The organism is Fusobacterium ulcerans ATCC 49185 (assembly GCF_900683735.1).
In the GTDB taxonomy this organism is placed as follows: domain Bacteria; phylum Fusobacteriota; class Fusobacteriia; order Fusobacteriales; family Fusobacteriaceae; genus Fusobacterium_A; species Fusobacterium_A ulcerans_A.
In genome coordinates, this window is record NZ_LR215979.1 from 800,623 (window position 1) to 815,983 (window position 15,361).

Here is a 15,361-nt window from a genome sequence, read left to right on the forward strand (position 1 = left end):
TTATTATTTTTTAAGATTTATACTACTTATGCTTTACAAAGAAAGACCAATGTATTATAATTATATGAAAGAAAGTATTAAAAAACGAAAATAGGAGGAATCATGGTAAAGGAAAACAGATTGGTACAAACTTTTATTGATATGGCAAGTATTTCATCACCATCATTAAAAGAAAGAGAAGTTGGAGATTACTTACTAAAAGTATTAAAAGAACTTGGAATGGAAGCTTATGAAGACAATGCTGGACAGGTTCATAGTGGAAACTGTGGAAATATTATAGGAGTATTGAAAGCACCAGGAAAGAAAAAAGTTCTATTTAGTGCTCATATGGATACTGTGCTTCCTTGCGATAAAGTTACACCAATCATTAAAGACGGAGTCATCACAAGTGATGGGACATCTGTTCTTGGCGGAGATGATAAAGGTGGAATAGCTGCAATCCTTGAAATGATCAATGTAATAAAAGAAAATAATCTGGATCATCCAGAAATCATAGTTGTATTTTCAATAGCAGAAGAAATAGGATTACGTGGAGCGAGAGTTTTTGATATAGAAAAGTATTCACCAGATTATTCATTTATTCTTGATTCAAGTGGAAAACCAGGAGTAGCAATTATACAGGCTCCATATTCAGCAAAAGGTGAAATGAAAATAATTGGAAAACCAGCACATGCAGGAATATCTCCTGAAAATGGAATAAATGCATTAACTGTAGCTTCTCATGCTATAACTAAAATAAGACTTGGAAGAATAGATAGTGAAACAACTTCTAACATAGGTATAGTGAGAGGAGGAGAAGCCGTTAATATAGTAATGCCTGAGCTTTCTATAATGTATGAGGCAAGAAGTTTCCAAGGAGAAAAATTAGATAACCTTTTAAAAGAAACTAATGATATATTTGAAGCAACAGCTAAAGAATTTGGAGCAGAATTTATTAATGATGTTAAAAAAGGGTATGATGGATTCACATTAGATTCTGAGTCAGAAATATTAAAATATTTTGCTAAGGCCTGTGCAAATGTTGGATTAGAATGTACACAAAAATCTTCTGGGGGAGGAAGTGATGCTAATGTCTATAATGCTAAAGGATTTACAGCTGTAAATCTTGCAGTAGGAATGAGCAAAGTTCATACTAAAGAAGAGTTTATTGAAATCAAAGATATGGTAGATACAGCAAAATTAATTCTTGAAGTTTCAAAGGAATTGTCTAAATGATAAGAAAAGATAAGTCCTCTAACAAGAAGAATAAAATATTGTTTTTGTTTATAGGGATTATACTGCTCCTCTTTTTCTTTAGAGGAGCTCTTAATCATATTATAGATGGAGTAGGATATCTTTTTTTTCCAGTTCAGAAATCCATCTATAATACTGGAAATTACTTAAAAGAAACTTCCTATGCTGTTACAGAATATAAACATATTTTAGAAGAAAATAAGAGGCTGAAAACTGAAAATGTAAAATTGGATATGGTTATGGAATTTAACGTTACTCTTGTAGAAGAAAATGATAGACTGAAAAAACTTTTAGAAATGAAAGAAGAAAGTCAAAAAGATTTAAGAGTAGCAAGAGTTAACTTCAGAACACCAAGTAATCTTTATGAAAGATTCTATATAGATTTAGGAAAAAATGATGGAATGGTAAAAGATATGATTGTACTTTCTGGTAAAAATCTAATAGGAAAAATAGGAAAAGTTTATGATGATTACTCAATGGTAGATATGGTGACTGGAGAGAATTTTAATATAAGTGCTTTAACTGAAAATAATATGCTTGGAATAGCTAAAGGTAGTAACGAAGGCAATGGTGAGCTTTATTTTGAACCAAATACTTTTGAAAACACTATAAAATCAGGAGAAAAAGTATATACTTCTGGGATCAGTGATATATATCCAAAAGGATTATATATTGGTTATATCTCAGATATAAATGAGGATGAAAGTGAGATATTCAGAAGTATTAAAATAAAAACTGATATAGATGTATTGAATCTTAATGAGGTTTTGGTCATTATACCAAAGGAGAAAGAATGAAAAAATGGATATTAACATGTTTTCTTTTGATATTTTTTACAGCTTTTTCTTCAGAGAAAAGAATTTTAGATATTAAAAAATTAGCCTTTTTTACTAAGGAAACTTTGGTAGTGAATGGGAAAGAGAGAGAAACTAGATATAATGTAAAATTTCAAGTTCCAGATAAAATAAGGAAAGAAATAACATTTCCTGAAATGAATAAAGGAGAACTTTATATTTATAATGGAAATGAAAAAACAATATATCTTCCTATTTTCCAACAAATTACTCATGAAAAAATAAGTAGTGATGAAAATAGAATAATAGAAGTAATAAATTATATTTTTGAAAAAGAAAAAAAAGATATCAATTTTAGAAAAAAGTATTATAATAGTGAGATAAAGGAAATCTCTCTTGAAGATGGAGTGACAATAAAATTTAATAAATTTACAAAAATAGATGGGTATCTTCTTCCAATATCTTTTGAACTCTTTGATAATGAAATTAAAATTGGAGTTATCAATATAGAAAATTATCAAATTAATCCTGAATTTGATGGGAAGGAATTTGTGCTGGAATAATGAAATTCTTTGATAGTAATGGAATAGTCATAAATAAAAAGGATTTTGGAGAAGCAGATAGATATATAACTATTTTTACAGAAACTTTTGGAAAGGTAAATGTCCTTGTGAAAGGAATAAGAAAAAGCAAGAAAAGAGAACAAAGTTCAACTGATATACTTGCTTTGACTAAATTTACTTTTTATAAAAAAGGAGAGAATTTTATACTTTCTAATTTAACTACAATTGATTCATTTAGTGAAATAAAAGAAAATATAGATGTATTGGGGATCGGATTATATATAACATCTATACTGAATTCTATTCTTGTAGATAATAATAGAAAAAAAGAGTTGTTTTCACTTACTTTAAAAAGTTTGAACTTTTTAAAAAGCAGTAATGATGAAAGAAAAAACTATATATTAACAGCTTTTTATCTTTTCAAAGTGATCAAAGATGAAGGACTGGGATTTTCAGCTGGGGAAGGATGCTGTTTTTCTTTTGAAAGAAGTACTTTTTTATTAGAGGGAACAGAAGTTTTTTTTAAAGTATCTCTTAAAGAAAAAGAGATAGTAGAAAAATTTTTAAATGAAAAAGTAAAAAGTATAATTGAAGAAGAATACAGTATTAAGGAAATAAAAAATATAATTTTCCTTTTTGAAAGATACCTAAACTTTCATTTAGGAATAGAGCTAAAATTAAAAAATTATTTAATGGGGGTAGAGAATGATTAATATAGTAAAGATCACTGATTATATGTCAGAAGATTTAATATCTCTTAATCTAAAATCAAAAAACAAAGAGGATGTTTTAATGGAACTTGCAGAGCTTATTGGAGCATGCCCTAATGTGAATAATACAGGAAATGCTATATACAAAGCATTAGTAGAGAGAGAAAAATTAGGTAGTACAGGAATTGGAAAAGGAGTAGCTATTCCCCATGCTAAAACTGATGCAGCTGAGAGATTAACAATAGCATTTGGTATAAGTAATGAAAAAATAGATTTTAAAGCTTTAGATAATGAAAATGTAAACCTGTTTTTTGTGTTTGCTTCACCTATCAAAGACAGCCAAGTATATTTAAAAGTCTTAGCAAGAATATCAAGGTTAATAAGAGAAGAAAGCTTTAGGAATGAACTACTTGCATGCAAAACTCCTAAAGAGGTTTTAGAGTGTATAAACAATAAAGAATCAATATAGGTGATAAAAATGAAATGTCCATTTTGTAATTCTGAAGATACAAAGGTAGTAGATAGCCGTTCTTTTATGGATGGATATTCAATTAAAAGACGTCGTGAGTGTATAAAATGTGAAAAGAGATTCACTACTTTTGAAAAAGTAGAAGAAACTCCTTTATACATAGTGAAAAAGGATAAAAGAAGAGATAGATATGATAGAAATAAGCTTATGAGAGGACTTGTAGCAGCTACTGTCAAAAGAAATATAAGCAGAGAGAGTCTTGAAACTTTTGTTCTTGAAATAGAAAAAACTATCCAAAATTCACTGAGAGGAGAGATTACAACTCAAGAATTAGGAGAAATGGTAATGGAAAGATTGAAAAGTATAGATCAAGTAGCATATGTAAGGTTTGCTTCAGTTTATAAAGAATTTAATGATATAAAATCTTTCATAGAAATAGTAGAAGATATAAATAAAGATAATAATAAAAAAGATTAGAAGCAGGTGAAATGATGAGAATACTTTTTATGGGAACTCCTGAATTTGCAGTTCCTTGTTTTGATGTATTAAACTCAGAATATGAGATAATAGGTGCTTTTACAAAAGTAGATAAACCAAATATGAGAGGGAAGAAAATAAAATTTACTCCAGTAAAAGAATATGCTTTAGAGCATAATATACCTGTGTATCAGCCAAATAGCTTAAAAATTGAGGAAACTCAAAATGTCATAAAAGAATTGAATCCAGATTTAATTGTGGTAGTAGCTTATGGAAAGATACTTCCTAAAGAGATAATAGATATGCCAAAATATGGAGTAATAAATGTTCATTCATCTCTTCTTCCAAAATATAGAGGAGCAGCACCTATAAATGCAGCTTTAATACATGGAGAAAAGGAATCAGGAGTAACTATAATGTATATTGCTGAAGAACTTGATGCAGGAGATATGATACTTAGTGTTTCAACTGAAATAAAAGATGAAGATAATTTTCTAACTCTCCATGACAGATTGAAAGACTTGGGAGCAAAAGCTCTTTTAAAAGCAGTAAAACTTATAGAAAAAGAAGAAGCACCAAGAATATCCCAAAATCATTCTGAGGCAACTTTTGTAAAACCTTTCAAAAAAGAAGATTGTAAAATAGATTGGAATAAAAGTGAAAGAGAGATATTTAACTTTGTGAGAGGAATGAATCCTTTTCCAAGTGCTTATACAACTTTAGATGATAAAATATTTAAAATATATGGTGTGAAAGAAAATTTTAGAAATTATGAAGAAGGAACAGTTGGAGAGATAGTAGACATAAAAAAAGGGGCAGGTGTCATTGTGAAAACTGGTAATGGAAGTGTTATATTGACAGAAGTAAAACCTGAAAATAAAAAACTTCTGAATGGAACAGATATCATAAATGGGAATGTACTAAAAAAAGGTGATAAACTAAATTAACTGTGCAGCTGGAAGGAGAAACTATGATATTAGATGGAAAAAATATGTCTTCTCAGGTAAAAGAAGAGCTTAAAAAAGAACTATTAGAAATAAAAAATAAAACTGGACTTGTACCAGGATTTGCAATAGTTATGGTTGGAGAAAATCCGGCATCAAAAATATATGTAAATTCTAAAATAAAGGGTTGTAAAGAAATAGGGATAGAATGTTTTCCACATTTTCTTCCAGAAGATGTCAGTGAAGAAAAACTATTGGAAACAATAGATGAACTAAATAAAGATGACAAGGTAGATGGGATGCTTGTACAGCTTCCTCTTCCAAAACATATAGATGAAAATAAAGTTATACAAAAAATTGCTTTAAAAAAAGATGTAGATGGGTTTAAACCTGAAAATCTAGGATTACTTTTTTTAGGAAATAAAACTTCATTAAAACCTTGTACCCCATTAGGAATAATGGAATTATTGAAAAAGTATTCAATAGAACTTCAAGGAAAAGATGTTACAATTATTGGAAGAAGCAATATAGTAGGGAAACCTATGGCAGGGTTCTTTATAAATGCAGGAGCAACAGTTACAGTATGTAATAGTAAAACTAAGAATTTAAAAGAAAAAACCAAAAATGCAGATATATTAGTAGTAGCTATTGGTGTTGCAAAATATATTACTGAAGATATGGTGAAAGATGGAGCAGTGATTATAGATGTAGGAATAAATAGAACAGAAGAAGGACTTTTTGGAGATATAGATTTTGAAGGAGTTTCAAAAAAAGCTTCCTATATAACTCCAGTTCCAGGTGGAGTAGGACCAATGACTGTTGCTATGCTTTTTCATAATACTGTGCAGGCTTTTAAAAATAATAGAAAAATATAAATATATTTAAGGATATGGAGGGAAAAGATAGATGAACGAAAAAGAAAAAAGAGAATATTACATAGTTGATAAAAGAATACTGCCAAACTCTATTCAAAGTGTAATCAAAGTTAATGATTTAGTACAACACAGTAAAATCTCAAAATATGAAGCAATAAAAAAAGTAGGAATAAGCAGAAGTACATATTATAAATACAAAGATTTTATTAAACCTTTTTTTGAAAGTGGAAAAGATAAAGTATTTAGTATCCATATGTCACTTGTGGATAAACCAGGAATTCTTGCAAAGGTTTTAGAAATAATAGCTACAGAAGATATGAATATACTTACAATAATACAAAATATTGCAATTGATGGAATAGCTAAATCAACTATTTCACTTCAAACAACTGAAAATGTACTTAGAAAAATAGAAGGTATGTTAGAAAGAATATCAGAAGTTGATGGAGTGAAAGATTTAAGAATAATAGGAAGCAACTAATTTGGAGGAAAAAATGAAAATTGATTTAAAAACTATAAAGGATTTAGCAGAAAATATTGATAAGTATAACTTAAATGAAGTAGTTATAGAGAGTGAAGGAGCAAAAGTAACTCTAAAAAAAGAAATTCCAGCAGCAGTAGAAACAGTTACAGCAGTACAAAGGGCAGCTGTAGTACAAAATGTGGAAACAGCTGCAGTAGAAGAAATTGTAGAAACAACAGTAGAAACAGAAGAAATGGAAACAATAAATTCTCCAATGGTAGGAACTTTCTATAAATCTTCAGCTCCAGGAAATCCTGCTTTTATAGCAGAAGGACAAACAGTTTCAGCAGGAGATACATTATGTATAATAGAAGCTATGAAACTTATGAATGAGGTTAAATCACATAAAAATTGTACAATAGTAAAAATTTTAGTGGAAGATGGCCAGCTTGTTAAGAAAGGTGACAAATTATTTTCTGTAAAATAAAGCCAGATTCTTTCTGGTTTTTATTTTTTTTAAATGAAATTTGACTTTTTTGTGGTATACATATATAGTAAAAGGTATTATTTGCAAATCTTCTATAAAATTTATAAAATTCAAATATAAAAAAAGAACTGTATCAGGTGGATATACTGAAGTTATGTTGTTTTTTGATAAATTATATGGTAAGATTATATCACATGGAGGTGTTCTATGAAAAAAGTTAAAGATGTATATAATAAAAATATAGTTACAATAGGAAAAGATACTCACCTTGGAGATATCATTTTTATAATGAAGAATCAAGGGTTTGGAAAGCTCCCAGTAGTAGATGGAGATAAAGTAATTGGAGTAGTAACAAGAGAGGATATACTTATAAAGCAAGGAAAAACTCCTTTACCACCAGTTATTGCATTTTGGGAAGTAATGATAGCTCTTCCTAACAGTAAGGGTTATAAGGAAAGTTTGAAAAAATTTATTTCATTTAAAGTAGAAGATATTATGCAGAAAGATTTTTATACTGCTGATCTGAATGATGATTTAGAAAATGTAGTAACAAATATGCTTAATAAGGGATATAATTATGTTTTAGTTATGGAAAACGAAAAATTAGTTGGAATAGTCACAAAGAGTGATTTAATAAATAAATGTTATTAGTTTAAAAAATAAGGAAGGTGTATGAGTAAAAGTGGACACGTACCAAAATGTTGTGTTACTTGTGTTTTTAATTTTGTTATCAGGATTTTTTTCTGCCTCTGAAACTGCTTTGACAGCATTTAGAAGCATACATTTAGAAAAATTAGAAGATGGAAAGCATGATAAGCAGGTAAATCTTTTAAAGAAATGGTTGAAAAATCCTAATGAGATGCTTACAGGGTTGTTATTAGGAAACAATATAGTTAATATACTTGCTTCTTCAATAGCAACTATAGTTACTATTCAATTTATGGGGACTTCAAGCAAATCAGTTGCTGTGGCGACTATTGGAATGACTATTATTATATTAGTATTTGGAGAAATAACTCCAAAAATAATAGCTAAAAATCATTCATTAAAGATAGCAGGAGTGGTTATAGTTATTGTTTATTGGTTTAGCTTTTTTACAAAGCCATTGATCAAAATATTGATATGGATATCAAAGTTCATAGGAAGGCTTCTTGGGATAGAACTAGAAGATGAGACATTGATGATAACAGAAGAAGATATAATTTCTTTTGTAAATGTAGGAGAAGCTGAAGGTATAATAGAAGAGGATGAAAAGGAAATGATTCATTCTATAGTAGGATTTGGAGAAACTTCTGCTAAAGAAGTAATGACACCTAGAACAGCAATGCTTGCATTTGAAGGAAATAAAACTATTGACGATATCTGGTATGAAATGGTAGATAATGGATTTTCTAGGATACCAGTATATGAAGATACTATTGATAATATATTGGGAGTACTTTATATAAAGGATATAATGAATTCTATAAAAGATGGAAATACAAATGTTCCTATAAAAAACTTTATCAGACCAGGGTATTTTGTTCCTGAAACTAAATCTATTATAGAAATATTAAAGGAATTCAAAGCTCTTAAAGTTCATATTGCATTAGTATTAGATGAGTATGGAGGAATTGTAGGACTTTTGACTATAGAAGATCTTATAGAAGAAATAGTTGGTGAAATCCGTGATGAGTTTGATACTGAGGAAGAGGAATTTATTACTCAAATTGATGAAAATAGCTATGAAGTAGATGCTATGATAGATATAGAAACTCTTGACAAAGAGTTATGCTTAAACCTTCCTGAATCTGATGATTATGAAAGTCTTGGGGGATTGATTGTTACTGAATTAGGTAGATTAGCTACTATTGGAGATGAACTTAAATTCAATGGAGTTAAACTTAAAGTATTAGAAATAAATAAAATGAGAGTATCAAGGGTTCTAATAGAAAAGGAGCAACAGTCTAATGACTAAACATATAAAGAGTTATTTTTATGCAGGATTATTTTCTCTTCTCCCATTAGTGTTGACACTATATATATTTAACTGGGTAATGAGTTTAGTAATGATAGTTTTAAATGATTCATTTGTTACAAAAGTAATAAAAGAAATTATATTAAATCTGGTAGGAGAAGAGGATTATTTATTTTATTTTCAAATATTAACCTACATATTATCACTGGTTACAATGGTAGTATTTATTTGTTTTGTAGGACTTACATTAAAAATGGTATTTTTTGCAAAAATAGCTAAAAAAGCAAAGGCTTTTCTAGCTAAAATACCATTTATAAATCAGATATATTCTACAATAAGTCAGATAATAGATGTTATTACTTCTGACAGATCTAAAACATATCAAAAAGTAGTAGCAGTGGAATATCCTAGAAAAGGGATTTATAGTATAGGATTTTTAACATCTGAAAGTAATCCTAATGTGGAGAAGGCAACAGGAATAGAAAGAATGTATAATATCTTTATCCCAACTTCACCAAATCCAACTTCAGGTATGTTTATAGTTATAAATGCAAAAGATGTAAAAATATTAGATATAAAAGTAGATGATGCAGTCAAGTTGATAATATCTGGAGGAGTTATTCTACCAGAAAAACCTTTAGAAGAAAAAGAAGAACAGGAGCAGATAACAATAGAATGAAAAAAATATTTTTTCTGTTAGGAATACTGCTTTTGGGTGGATGCTCTGGAGCAGATAAGAAAGAAAAAAATCTTATTCAAGATGATTATACCTTTATTAAAGGAGTAAATCTTTATCATAAAGGGAAGAAAAAAGAAGCTTTAAAAGAGTATGAACAAATATATAAGAATGACTCAAAAAATCTTATGGTAATGAAAGAGATGGCAATAGTAAACTGTGAACTTGGAAATAAGGAAGCAGCTATTTATTATTTAGAAAAAGCTTATGAGATAGCCCCAAATGATGAAAGTGTTATAAAAAATTTAGCTAATGTCTATTATAGAGATAAGCAGTTTGAAAGAGCAGAAAAATATCTTAATATGTTTCCAAAAAATTCAAATGATAATGATATTTTGAAACTTAGAGGATATATAGCTTATGAAAAAAGCGATTATGAAAAATCATATAATTATCTAAAAGAAGTACAAGAGGAAAAATATGATATGAGGCTGTATCATACAATAAAAAATAATCTTATAAAATTGAATAAAAAAGAAATTTTATATTCTTTATTAAATAAAAAATATGAAAATTATAAAAATAAAAGAGATTATGTAATTTTATATTGTAATTCTTTATCAACTGTATTCAATGAAAAAGATTCAGCAGCCAAAATATTGATAAGATATATATCAGAATATGGTGGAGATGATGAGCTATTTTTAATACTTTCAACATTGTATCTAGAAAATGGAGATAAGGAAAAAGCATTTAATTCCTTTAAGTTAATTTCAGATAGTTATAAGTATGAACCTAAATATATAGAACTCAGAAAAAAATTAAAGAGAAAGAGCATAGATGATTAATGGGGTGAGATGGAATGGACTTAAAAAATTATGTAGCAACTGTATTAGATTTTCCAAAGGAAGGGATTGTATTTAGAGATATAACGCCTTTGATGAATGATGGAAAAGCATATAAAGAAGCTACTGATCAAATAGTAAAGTTTGCTAAAGAACATAATATAGATGTGGTAGTTGGGCCAGAGGCTAGAGGATTCATTTTTGGATGTCCAGTTTCATATGCTTTAGGAATAGGATTTGTTCCAGTCAGAAAACCAGGAAAGCTTCCAAGAGAAGTTATAGAATATTCGTATGAACTTGAGTATGGATCAAATGTTTTATGTATGCATAAAGATTCTATTAAACCTGGACAAAGAGTTTTAATAATAGACGACTTACTGGCAACAGGTGGAACAATAGAAGCAGTTATAAAACTAGTTGAATCTCTAGGAGGAATAGTTGCGGGACTAGCATTTTTAATTGAACTTGAAGAGTTAAAAGGAATGGAAAAACTTAAAGATTATCCTGTTTTGACTTTGATGAAATATTAGAATAGCAGAAGCCTGACTCAGAATTTACTTGTTTTGGTTAGGCTTTTTTATTTTAAGTTCTTTTAAAATAAAATCACATTATAGAAAAGAGGAAGTATATGAACTATTGGGAAGAAATTGTAAATCAGATAAATAAGAATAATTTAAAAGTAGATCTGGAAAAAATCAAATTAGCTCTATATTTTGCTGAGGAGTGCCATGAAGGACAGTATAGAAAATCTGGAGAAGATTATATTATGCATCCTGTGGAAGTTACTAAGATTCTTATAGATATGAAAATGGATACAGATACTATTGTAGCTGGAATACTCCATGATATAGTTGAAGATACATTGATAACTTTAGCAGATATCAAGTATAATTTTGGTGATACAGTAGCAACACTTGTTGATGGAGTTACAAAATTAAAAAGTCTTCCTAATGGTACTAAAAAGCAGGATGAAAATATAAGAAAAATGATTCTTGCTATGGCACAAAATCTTAGAGTAATAATAATTAAGCTTTCTGATAGACTTCATAATATGAGAACATTAAAATATATGAAACCTGAAAAACAGATAGCTATATCACAAGAAACTCTAGATATATACGCTCCTCTTGCACATAGATTAGGAATAGCAAAAATAAAGTGGGAGCTTGAAGATTTATGCCTTCGTTATTTAAAGCCAGAAGAATATGAACACATTAAATCTTTGATAGATAGTAAAAGAGATGAAAGAAGCGAATATGTAGAGAGCTTTATAAAGACTATAGTAAAACTTCTTCATGACACAGGGATTAAGGGGAATGTAAAAGGAAGGTTTAAACATTTTTATAGTATCTATAAAAAAATGTATGAAAAAGGAAAAGAATTTGATGATATATATGACCTTATGGGGGTACGTATAATTGTAGATACAGAAGGAGAATGTTATAATACTCTTGGAGTTATTCACAGTCATTTTAGACCTGTTCCTGGAAGATTTAAAGATTATATAGCAGTACCAAAGTCAAATAACTATCAGTCTATACATACAACAATAGTAGGACCACAAGGTAAATTTATTGAGATCCAAATAAGAACAGAGGATATGGACAGAGTAGCTGAAGAAGGAATCGCAGCTCATTGGAGTTACAAAGAAAAAACAAAAGTTACAAAAGGAGATCAAGTATATGGATGGCTTAGAAATATACTTGAACTTCAAAATGAAGCAGAGGATACACAAGATTTTATTAAAAGTGTAACAGAAGATATAATGAATGAAACAGTTTTTGTATTTTCTCCAAAAGGGGATATTTTGGAACTTCCTCAAGGCTCTACACCTTTGGATTTTGCTTTTGCAATACATACACAAATAGGATGTAAATGTGTAGGAGCTAAGGTAAATGGAAAAATTGTAACACTTGACTATAAGCTTCAAAATGGAGATAGAGTAGAGATAATAACTGCTAAAAATTCAAAAGGACCTGCAAAAGACTGGTTGGATATAGTAGTTACTCATGGAGCTAAAAGTAAAATAAGAAAACTGCTTAAAGAGCAGATAATGGATGAAACAATAAAGAATGGTAGAGAAAATCTTGAAAGAGAACTAGGAAAATTAGGAATATCTTTAAAAGAAATGGAAGAGGATCCTATCATTAAAAAACATATGGAAAAAAATAATATCAGTAATTTAGATGATTTTTATTATCATGTGGGAGAAAAAAGAAGTAAAATAGATATTATTATAAAAAAACTTAGAACAAGAATAGAAAAAGAGAGAGCTATTTCAAATATCAACATAGATGAACTTATGGAAAAGAAAAAAGAGAAGGAAAAAAGTACTTCTGGTAAAAATGATTTTGGAATAGTTATTGATGGAGTGAATAATACTCTTATAAGGTTTGCAAGATGTTGTACACCTCTGCCAGGGGATGAAATAACTGGATATGTAACTAAACTTACAGGAATAACTGTTCATCGTAAAGACTGTAAAAATCTAAAAGGAATGATAGAACATGATCCTTCCAGAGAGATAGAAGTGGCTTGGGATAAAGCTCTTACAGAGAAAAAAGTCAATAAATATAAGTTTACATTCAATGTTTTGGTTTATGATAAACCAAATATACTTTTAGATATTATAAATACAATAGCAAATCATAAAATTCATCTTGTTTCTGTTAATTCTAATGAAATAACTAAAAATGGGGAAAAACTTATGAATATAAAATTAACTATTGAAATAAGTGATAAGAGTGAATATAAATATTTATTGAACAATATTTTAAAATTAAAAAATGTAATATCTGTAGATAGATAATATAAGATAGGAGAATATATGACAATTAAATTACCTGTTACATATGAACTGGTAAAAAAACAGGGAAAAGCCAGAGCAGGAAAGATAACAACTCCTCATGGAGAGATAGAAACACCTGTATTTATGCCTGTAGGAACACAGGCAACTGTAAAAACTATGACACCTGAAGAATTAGAAACTATTGGAGCTGAAATAATACTTGGAAATACATATCATCTTTATTTAAGACCAAGTGATGAATTAATAGCAAAGTTTGGTGGACTTCATAAATTCATGAATTGGAATAAGCCTATACTCACAGATAGTGGCGGATTTCAGGTATTTAGTCTTGGAGCTTTGAGAAAAATTACAGAAGAGGGAGTAAAGTTTAGTTCACATATTGATGGATCAAAACATTTCCTTTCTCCAGAAAAATCAATAGATATCCAGAATAATCTTGGATCAGATATAGTTATGCTTTTTGATGAGTGTCCTCCAGGTTTATCTACAAGAGAATACATAATTCCATCTATTGAAAGAACTACTAGGTGGGCAAAAAGATGTATAGAGGCTCATAAGAGACCTGATGAACAAGGACTGTTTGCAATTGTTCAAGGAGGAGTATATGAGGACCTTAGAGATAAAAGTTTAAATGAACTGATGGAGATGGATGAAAGCTTTTCTGGATATGCAATAGGAGGATTGGCTGTAGGAGAGCCTAGAGAGGATATGTATAGAATACTTCATCATATAGTAGAAAAATGTCCAGAGGAAAAACCTAGGTACTTAATGGGGGTAGGAGAGCCTCTTGATATGTTGGAAGCTGTTGAAGCTGGAATAGATATGATGGATTGTGTACAGCCTAGCAGAATAGGAAGACATGGAACTGTATTTACAAAATATGGAAGACTTGTTATAAAAAATGCTTCTTATGCTGAAGATGACAGACCGCTTGATGAAGGATGTGACTGTTATGTATGCAGAAACTATACAAGAGGATATATAAGACATTTGTTTAAGGCAGAAGAAATATTGGGACAAAGACTTGCTACTTACCATAATCTATATTTTCTTTTAAAATTAATGAAGAATGCTAGGGAAGCTATAATAGCAGATAAATTTGGAGAATATAAAAATAATTTTGTAAGAAATTATACTATGGGAAAAGAGTCAGAATGGATTAAAGCAAAAAAAATATCTGAAAAATAAAAAAATATGATAAAAAGAGAATGATTTTAAGAAATCATTCTCTTTTTTTGTTTGCTTGATTTTATTTAGAACATTTATGTGTTGATTTTTTAAAAATAATAAATGCAGCTATTAATAAAACATTTTAATAAATATATTCTTTAAAAAAAATGAACACCATGCTATAATTGTACTATAAAAGTTCTTTTTATATATAAATAGTACATTTTATTCATGAGGAATAACAAGAAATAAAATTGATTTAAAGAATTAAAATGTATTATTTGTTTGACAAAACTAGCTGTAAAGGAGGAAAAAGACATGAAAAAGATGTTGGGGATATTTCTTTTTCTATCTTGTTTAACAACTACACTTTATTCACAAGAAATAAGTGAAAAAGAGGGAAAAAAAGTTCTTGAACAGATAAGAAGAGAAATTCAAACAGAGGAAAAAGCAAAACAAAAAGCTATTGAAGATGCTGAAAAAGTAAGAATAGTTGCTGAAAAGGCTGAAGAAAAAAAAGGAAAGAAAATATTAGAAGACATCAGGAGAGATATGAATGAATCTCTAGAAGAAAAAGTATTTAGAAGTGAGAATACTCCAGAAGTAAGAATGGCAGCAGCAACTGGAGCTTTTGAAATTGGAAAGGAAAGAATGTCTTTCTTGAAGATGGAAGAAGAGGAAATTATGAAACTTGAAGAAGTTTTGGGAATGGAATCTGATGAAAACAGAGTATTTTTAAGTCAGAAATTTGATGAAGTATATGATGAGTTTAATTCAAATAATAATGAGATTGAAGTACTTTTACTTGAAAATGAAAAACTTAATGAATACTTGAGCAGATTAGATAAGATGGAGCAGAAAGTAAAAGTAGGGAATTAAGGGGGAAGTT

The 15,361-nt window shown here is 28.9% G+C and carries 18 protein-coding genes; all 18 read left to right on the top strand.

All coding sequences use genetic code 11. The features are described from left to right. The first annotated feature begins 102 nt into the window (after positions 1–102). The 18 genes from E0E45_RS03690 to E0E45_RS03775 all read left to right on the top strand — a co-directional run bounded on the left by E0E45_RS03690 (position 103) and on the right by E0E45_RS03775 (position 15,351). A complete protein-coding gene (locus tag E0E45_RS03690) occupies positions 103–1,215 on the top strand; it encodes a M20/M25/M40 family metallo-hydrolase (protein ID WP_130889917.1) in 1,113 nt (370 codons plus the stop codon). After that, positions 1,212–2,030: a rod shape-determining protein MreC gene (gene mreC / locus E0E45_RS03695; RefSeq protein ID WP_130889918.1), complete on the top strand. Its 819-nt coding sequence runs from the start codon at positions 1,212–1,214 to the stop codon at positions 2,028–2,030. Before E0E45_RS03690 ends, mreC begins: the two co-directional genes overlap by 4 nt. After that, positions 2,027–2,590 carry a LolA family protein gene (locus tag E0E45_RS03700; protein WP_130889919.1) on the top strand — a complete coding sequence of 188 codons (564 nt, stop codon included), beginning with the start codon at positions 2,027–2,029 and terminating at the stop codon, positions 2,588–2,590. The genes mreC and E0E45_RS03700 overlap by 4 nt, the downstream gene beginning before the upstream one ends. Next, positions 2,590–3,303, top strand: a complete 714-nt coding sequence (recO, locus tag E0E45_RS03705) for a DNA repair protein RecO (RefSeq protein ID WP_130889920.1) — start codon at positions 2,590–2,592, stop codon at positions 3,301–3,303. The genes E0E45_RS03700 and recO overlap by 1 nt, the downstream gene beginning before the upstream one ends. After that, positions 3,296–3,769, top strand: a complete 474-nt coding sequence (locus E0E45_RS03710; RefSeq protein ID WP_130889921.1) for a PTS sugar transporter subunit IIA — start codon at positions 3,296–3,298, stop codon at positions 3,767–3,769. The genes recO and E0E45_RS03710 overlap by 8 nt, the downstream gene beginning before the upstream one ends. A gap of 9 nt (positions 3,770–3,778) precedes the next feature. Continuing rightward, entirely contained in the window at positions 3,779–4,246 is a 468-nt protein-coding gene (gene nrdR / locus E0E45_RS03715) for a transcriptional regulator NrdR (protein ID WP_130889922.1), read from the top strand. A 14-nt stretch (positions 4,247–4,260) separates the two neighbouring features. Beyond that, positions 4,261–5,193 carry a methionyl-tRNA formyltransferase gene (gene fmt, locus E0E45_RS03720; protein ID WP_130889923.1) on the top strand — a complete coding sequence of 311 codons (933 nt, stop codon included), beginning with the start codon at positions 4,261–4,263 and terminating at the stop codon, positions 5,191–5,193. A 23-nt stretch (positions 5,194–5,216) separates the two neighbouring features. Further along, complete coding sequence (folD, locus tag E0E45_RS03725; protein ID WP_130889924.1) at positions 5,217–6,065, top strand: bifunctional methylenetetrahydrofolate dehydrogenase/methenyltetrahydrofolate cyclohydrolase FolD; 849 nt, start codon at positions 5,217–5,219, stop codon at positions 6,063–6,065. A gap of 31 nt (positions 6,066–6,096) precedes the next feature. Next, positions 6,097–6,546: an ACT domain-containing protein gene (locus E0E45_RS03730; protein WP_096403355.1), complete on the top strand. Its 450-nt coding sequence runs from the start codon at positions 6,097–6,099 to the stop codon at positions 6,544–6,546. A 13-nt stretch (positions 6,547–6,559) separates the two neighbouring features. Further along, positions 6,560–7,015, top strand: a complete 456-nt coding sequence (gene accB / locus E0E45_RS03735; RefSeq protein WP_130889925.1) for an acetyl-CoA carboxylase biotin carboxyl carrier protein — start codon at positions 6,560–6,562, stop codon at positions 7,013–7,015. Positions 7,016–7,222: 207 nt separating this feature from the next. Continuing rightward, positions 7,223–7,666 (top strand): CBS domain-containing protein, encoded by a 444-nt coding sequence (locus E0E45_RS03740; protein ID WP_130889926.1) that lies wholly within the window; start codon positions 7,223–7,225, stop codon positions 7,664–7,666. Positions 7,667–7,697: 31 nt separating this feature from the next. Next, a complete protein-coding gene (locus E0E45_RS03745) occupies positions 7,698–8,972 on the top strand; it encodes a hemolysin family protein (protein ID WP_130889927.1) in 1,275 nt (424 codons plus the stop codon). Further along, positions 8,965–9,651 (top strand): DUF502 domain-containing protein, encoded by a 687-nt coding sequence (locus E0E45_RS03750; RefSeq protein ID WP_130889928.1) that lies wholly within the window; start codon positions 8,965–8,967, stop codon positions 9,649–9,651. The genes E0E45_RS03745 and E0E45_RS03750 overlap by 8 nt, the downstream gene beginning before the upstream one ends. Beyond that, positions 9,648–10,496, top strand: coding sequence for a tetratricopeptide repeat protein (locus tag E0E45_RS03755; RefSeq protein WP_130889929.1), 849 nt, complete (start codon positions 9,648–9,650; stop codon positions 10,494–10,496). Before E0E45_RS03750 ends, E0E45_RS03755 begins: the two co-directional genes overlap by 4 nt. 14 nt (positions 10,497–10,510) lie before the next feature. Then, positions 10,511–11,023, top strand: coding sequence for an adenine phosphoribosyltransferase (locus E0E45_RS03760; RefSeq protein WP_130889930.1), 513 nt, complete (start codon positions 10,511–10,513; stop codon positions 11,021–11,023). A gap of 98 nt (positions 11,024–11,121) precedes the next feature. After that, entirely contained in the window at positions 11,122–13,302 is a 2,181-nt protein-coding gene (locus E0E45_RS03765; protein WP_130889931.1) for a RelA/SpoT family protein, read from the top strand. An 18-nt stretch (positions 13,303–13,320) separates the two neighbouring features. Further along, complete coding sequence (gene tgt / locus E0E45_RS03770) at positions 13,321–14,490, top strand: tRNA guanosine(34) transglycosylase Tgt (protein WP_130889932.1); 1,170 nt, start codon at positions 13,321–13,323, stop codon at positions 14,488–14,490. Positions 14,491–14,790: 300 nt separating this feature from the next. Next, positions 14,791–15,351, top strand: coding sequence for a hypothetical protein (locus E0E45_RS03775; RefSeq protein WP_130889933.1), 561 nt, complete (start codon positions 14,791–14,793; stop codon positions 15,349–15,351). The last annotated feature ends 10 nt before the right edge of the window (positions 15,352–15,361 follow it).

What these genes read in the sequence shown, in the direction of transcription:
- mreC (WP_130889918.1), top strand. Translation starts at nt 1,212, where the DNA reads ATGATAAGAAAAGATAAGTCCTCTAACAAGAAGAATAAAATATTGTTT.
- E0E45_RS03750 (WP_130889928.1), top strand. Translation starts at nt 8,965, where the DNA reads ATGACTAAACATATAAAGAGTTATTTTTATGCAGGATTATTTTCTCTT.
- E0E45_RS03765 (WP_130889931.1), top strand. Translation starts at nt 11,122, where the DNA reads ATGAACTATTGGGAAGAAATTGTAAATCAGATAAATAAGAATAATTTA.
- nrdR (WP_130889922.1), top strand. Translation starts at nt 3,779, where the DNA reads ATGAAATGTCCATTTTGTAATTCTGAAGATACAAAGGTAGTAGATAGC.
- recO (WP_130889920.1), top strand. Translation starts at nt 2,590, where the DNA reads ATGAAATTCTTTGATAGTAATGGAATAGTCATAAATAAAAAGGATTTT.
- accB (WP_130889925.1), top strand. Translation starts at nt 6,560, where the DNA reads ATGAAAATTGATTTAAAAACTATAAAGGATTTAGCAGAAAATATTGAT.
- tgt (WP_130889932.1), top strand. Translation starts at nt 13,321, where the DNA reads ATGACAATTAAATTACCTGTTACATATGAACTGGTAAAAAAACAGGGA.
- fmt (WP_130889923.1), top strand. Translation starts at nt 4,261, where the DNA reads ATGAGAATACTTTTTATGGGAACTCCTGAATTTGCAGTTCCTTGTTTT.
- E0E45_RS03700 (WP_130889919.1), top strand. Translation starts at nt 2,027, where the DNA reads ATGAAAAAATGGATATTAACATGTTTTCTTTTGATATTTTTTACAGCT.
- E0E45_RS03690 (WP_130889917.1), top strand. Translation starts at nt 103, where the DNA reads ATGGTAAAGGAAAACAGATTGGTACAAACTTTTATTGATATGGCAAGT.
- folD (WP_130889924.1), top strand. Translation starts at nt 5,217, where the DNA reads ATGATATTAGATGGAAAAAATATGTCTTCTCAGGTAAAAGAAGAGCTT.
- E0E45_RS03760 (WP_130889930.1), top strand. Translation starts at nt 10,511, where the DNA reads ATGGACTTAAAAAATTATGTAGCAACTGTATTAGATTTTCCAAAGGAA.
- E0E45_RS03755 (WP_130889929.1), top strand. Translation starts at nt 9,648, where the DNA reads ATGAAAAAAATATTTTTTCTGTTAGGAATACTGCTTTTGGGTGGATGC.
- E0E45_RS03740 (WP_130889926.1), top strand. Translation starts at nt 7,223, where the DNA reads ATGAAAAAAGTTAAAGATGTATATAATAAAAATATAGTTACAATAGGA.
- E0E45_RS03730 (WP_096403355.1), top strand. Translation starts at nt 6,097, where the DNA reads ATGAACGAAAAAGAAAAAAGAGAATATTACATAGTTGATAAAAGAATA.
- E0E45_RS03710 (WP_130889921.1), top strand. Translation starts at nt 3,296, where the DNA reads ATGATTAATATAGTAAAGATCACTGATTATATGTCAGAAGATTTAATA.
- E0E45_RS03775 (WP_130889933.1), top strand. Translation starts at nt 14,791, where the DNA reads ATGAAAAAGATGTTGGGGATATTTCTTTTTCTATCTTGTTTAACAACT.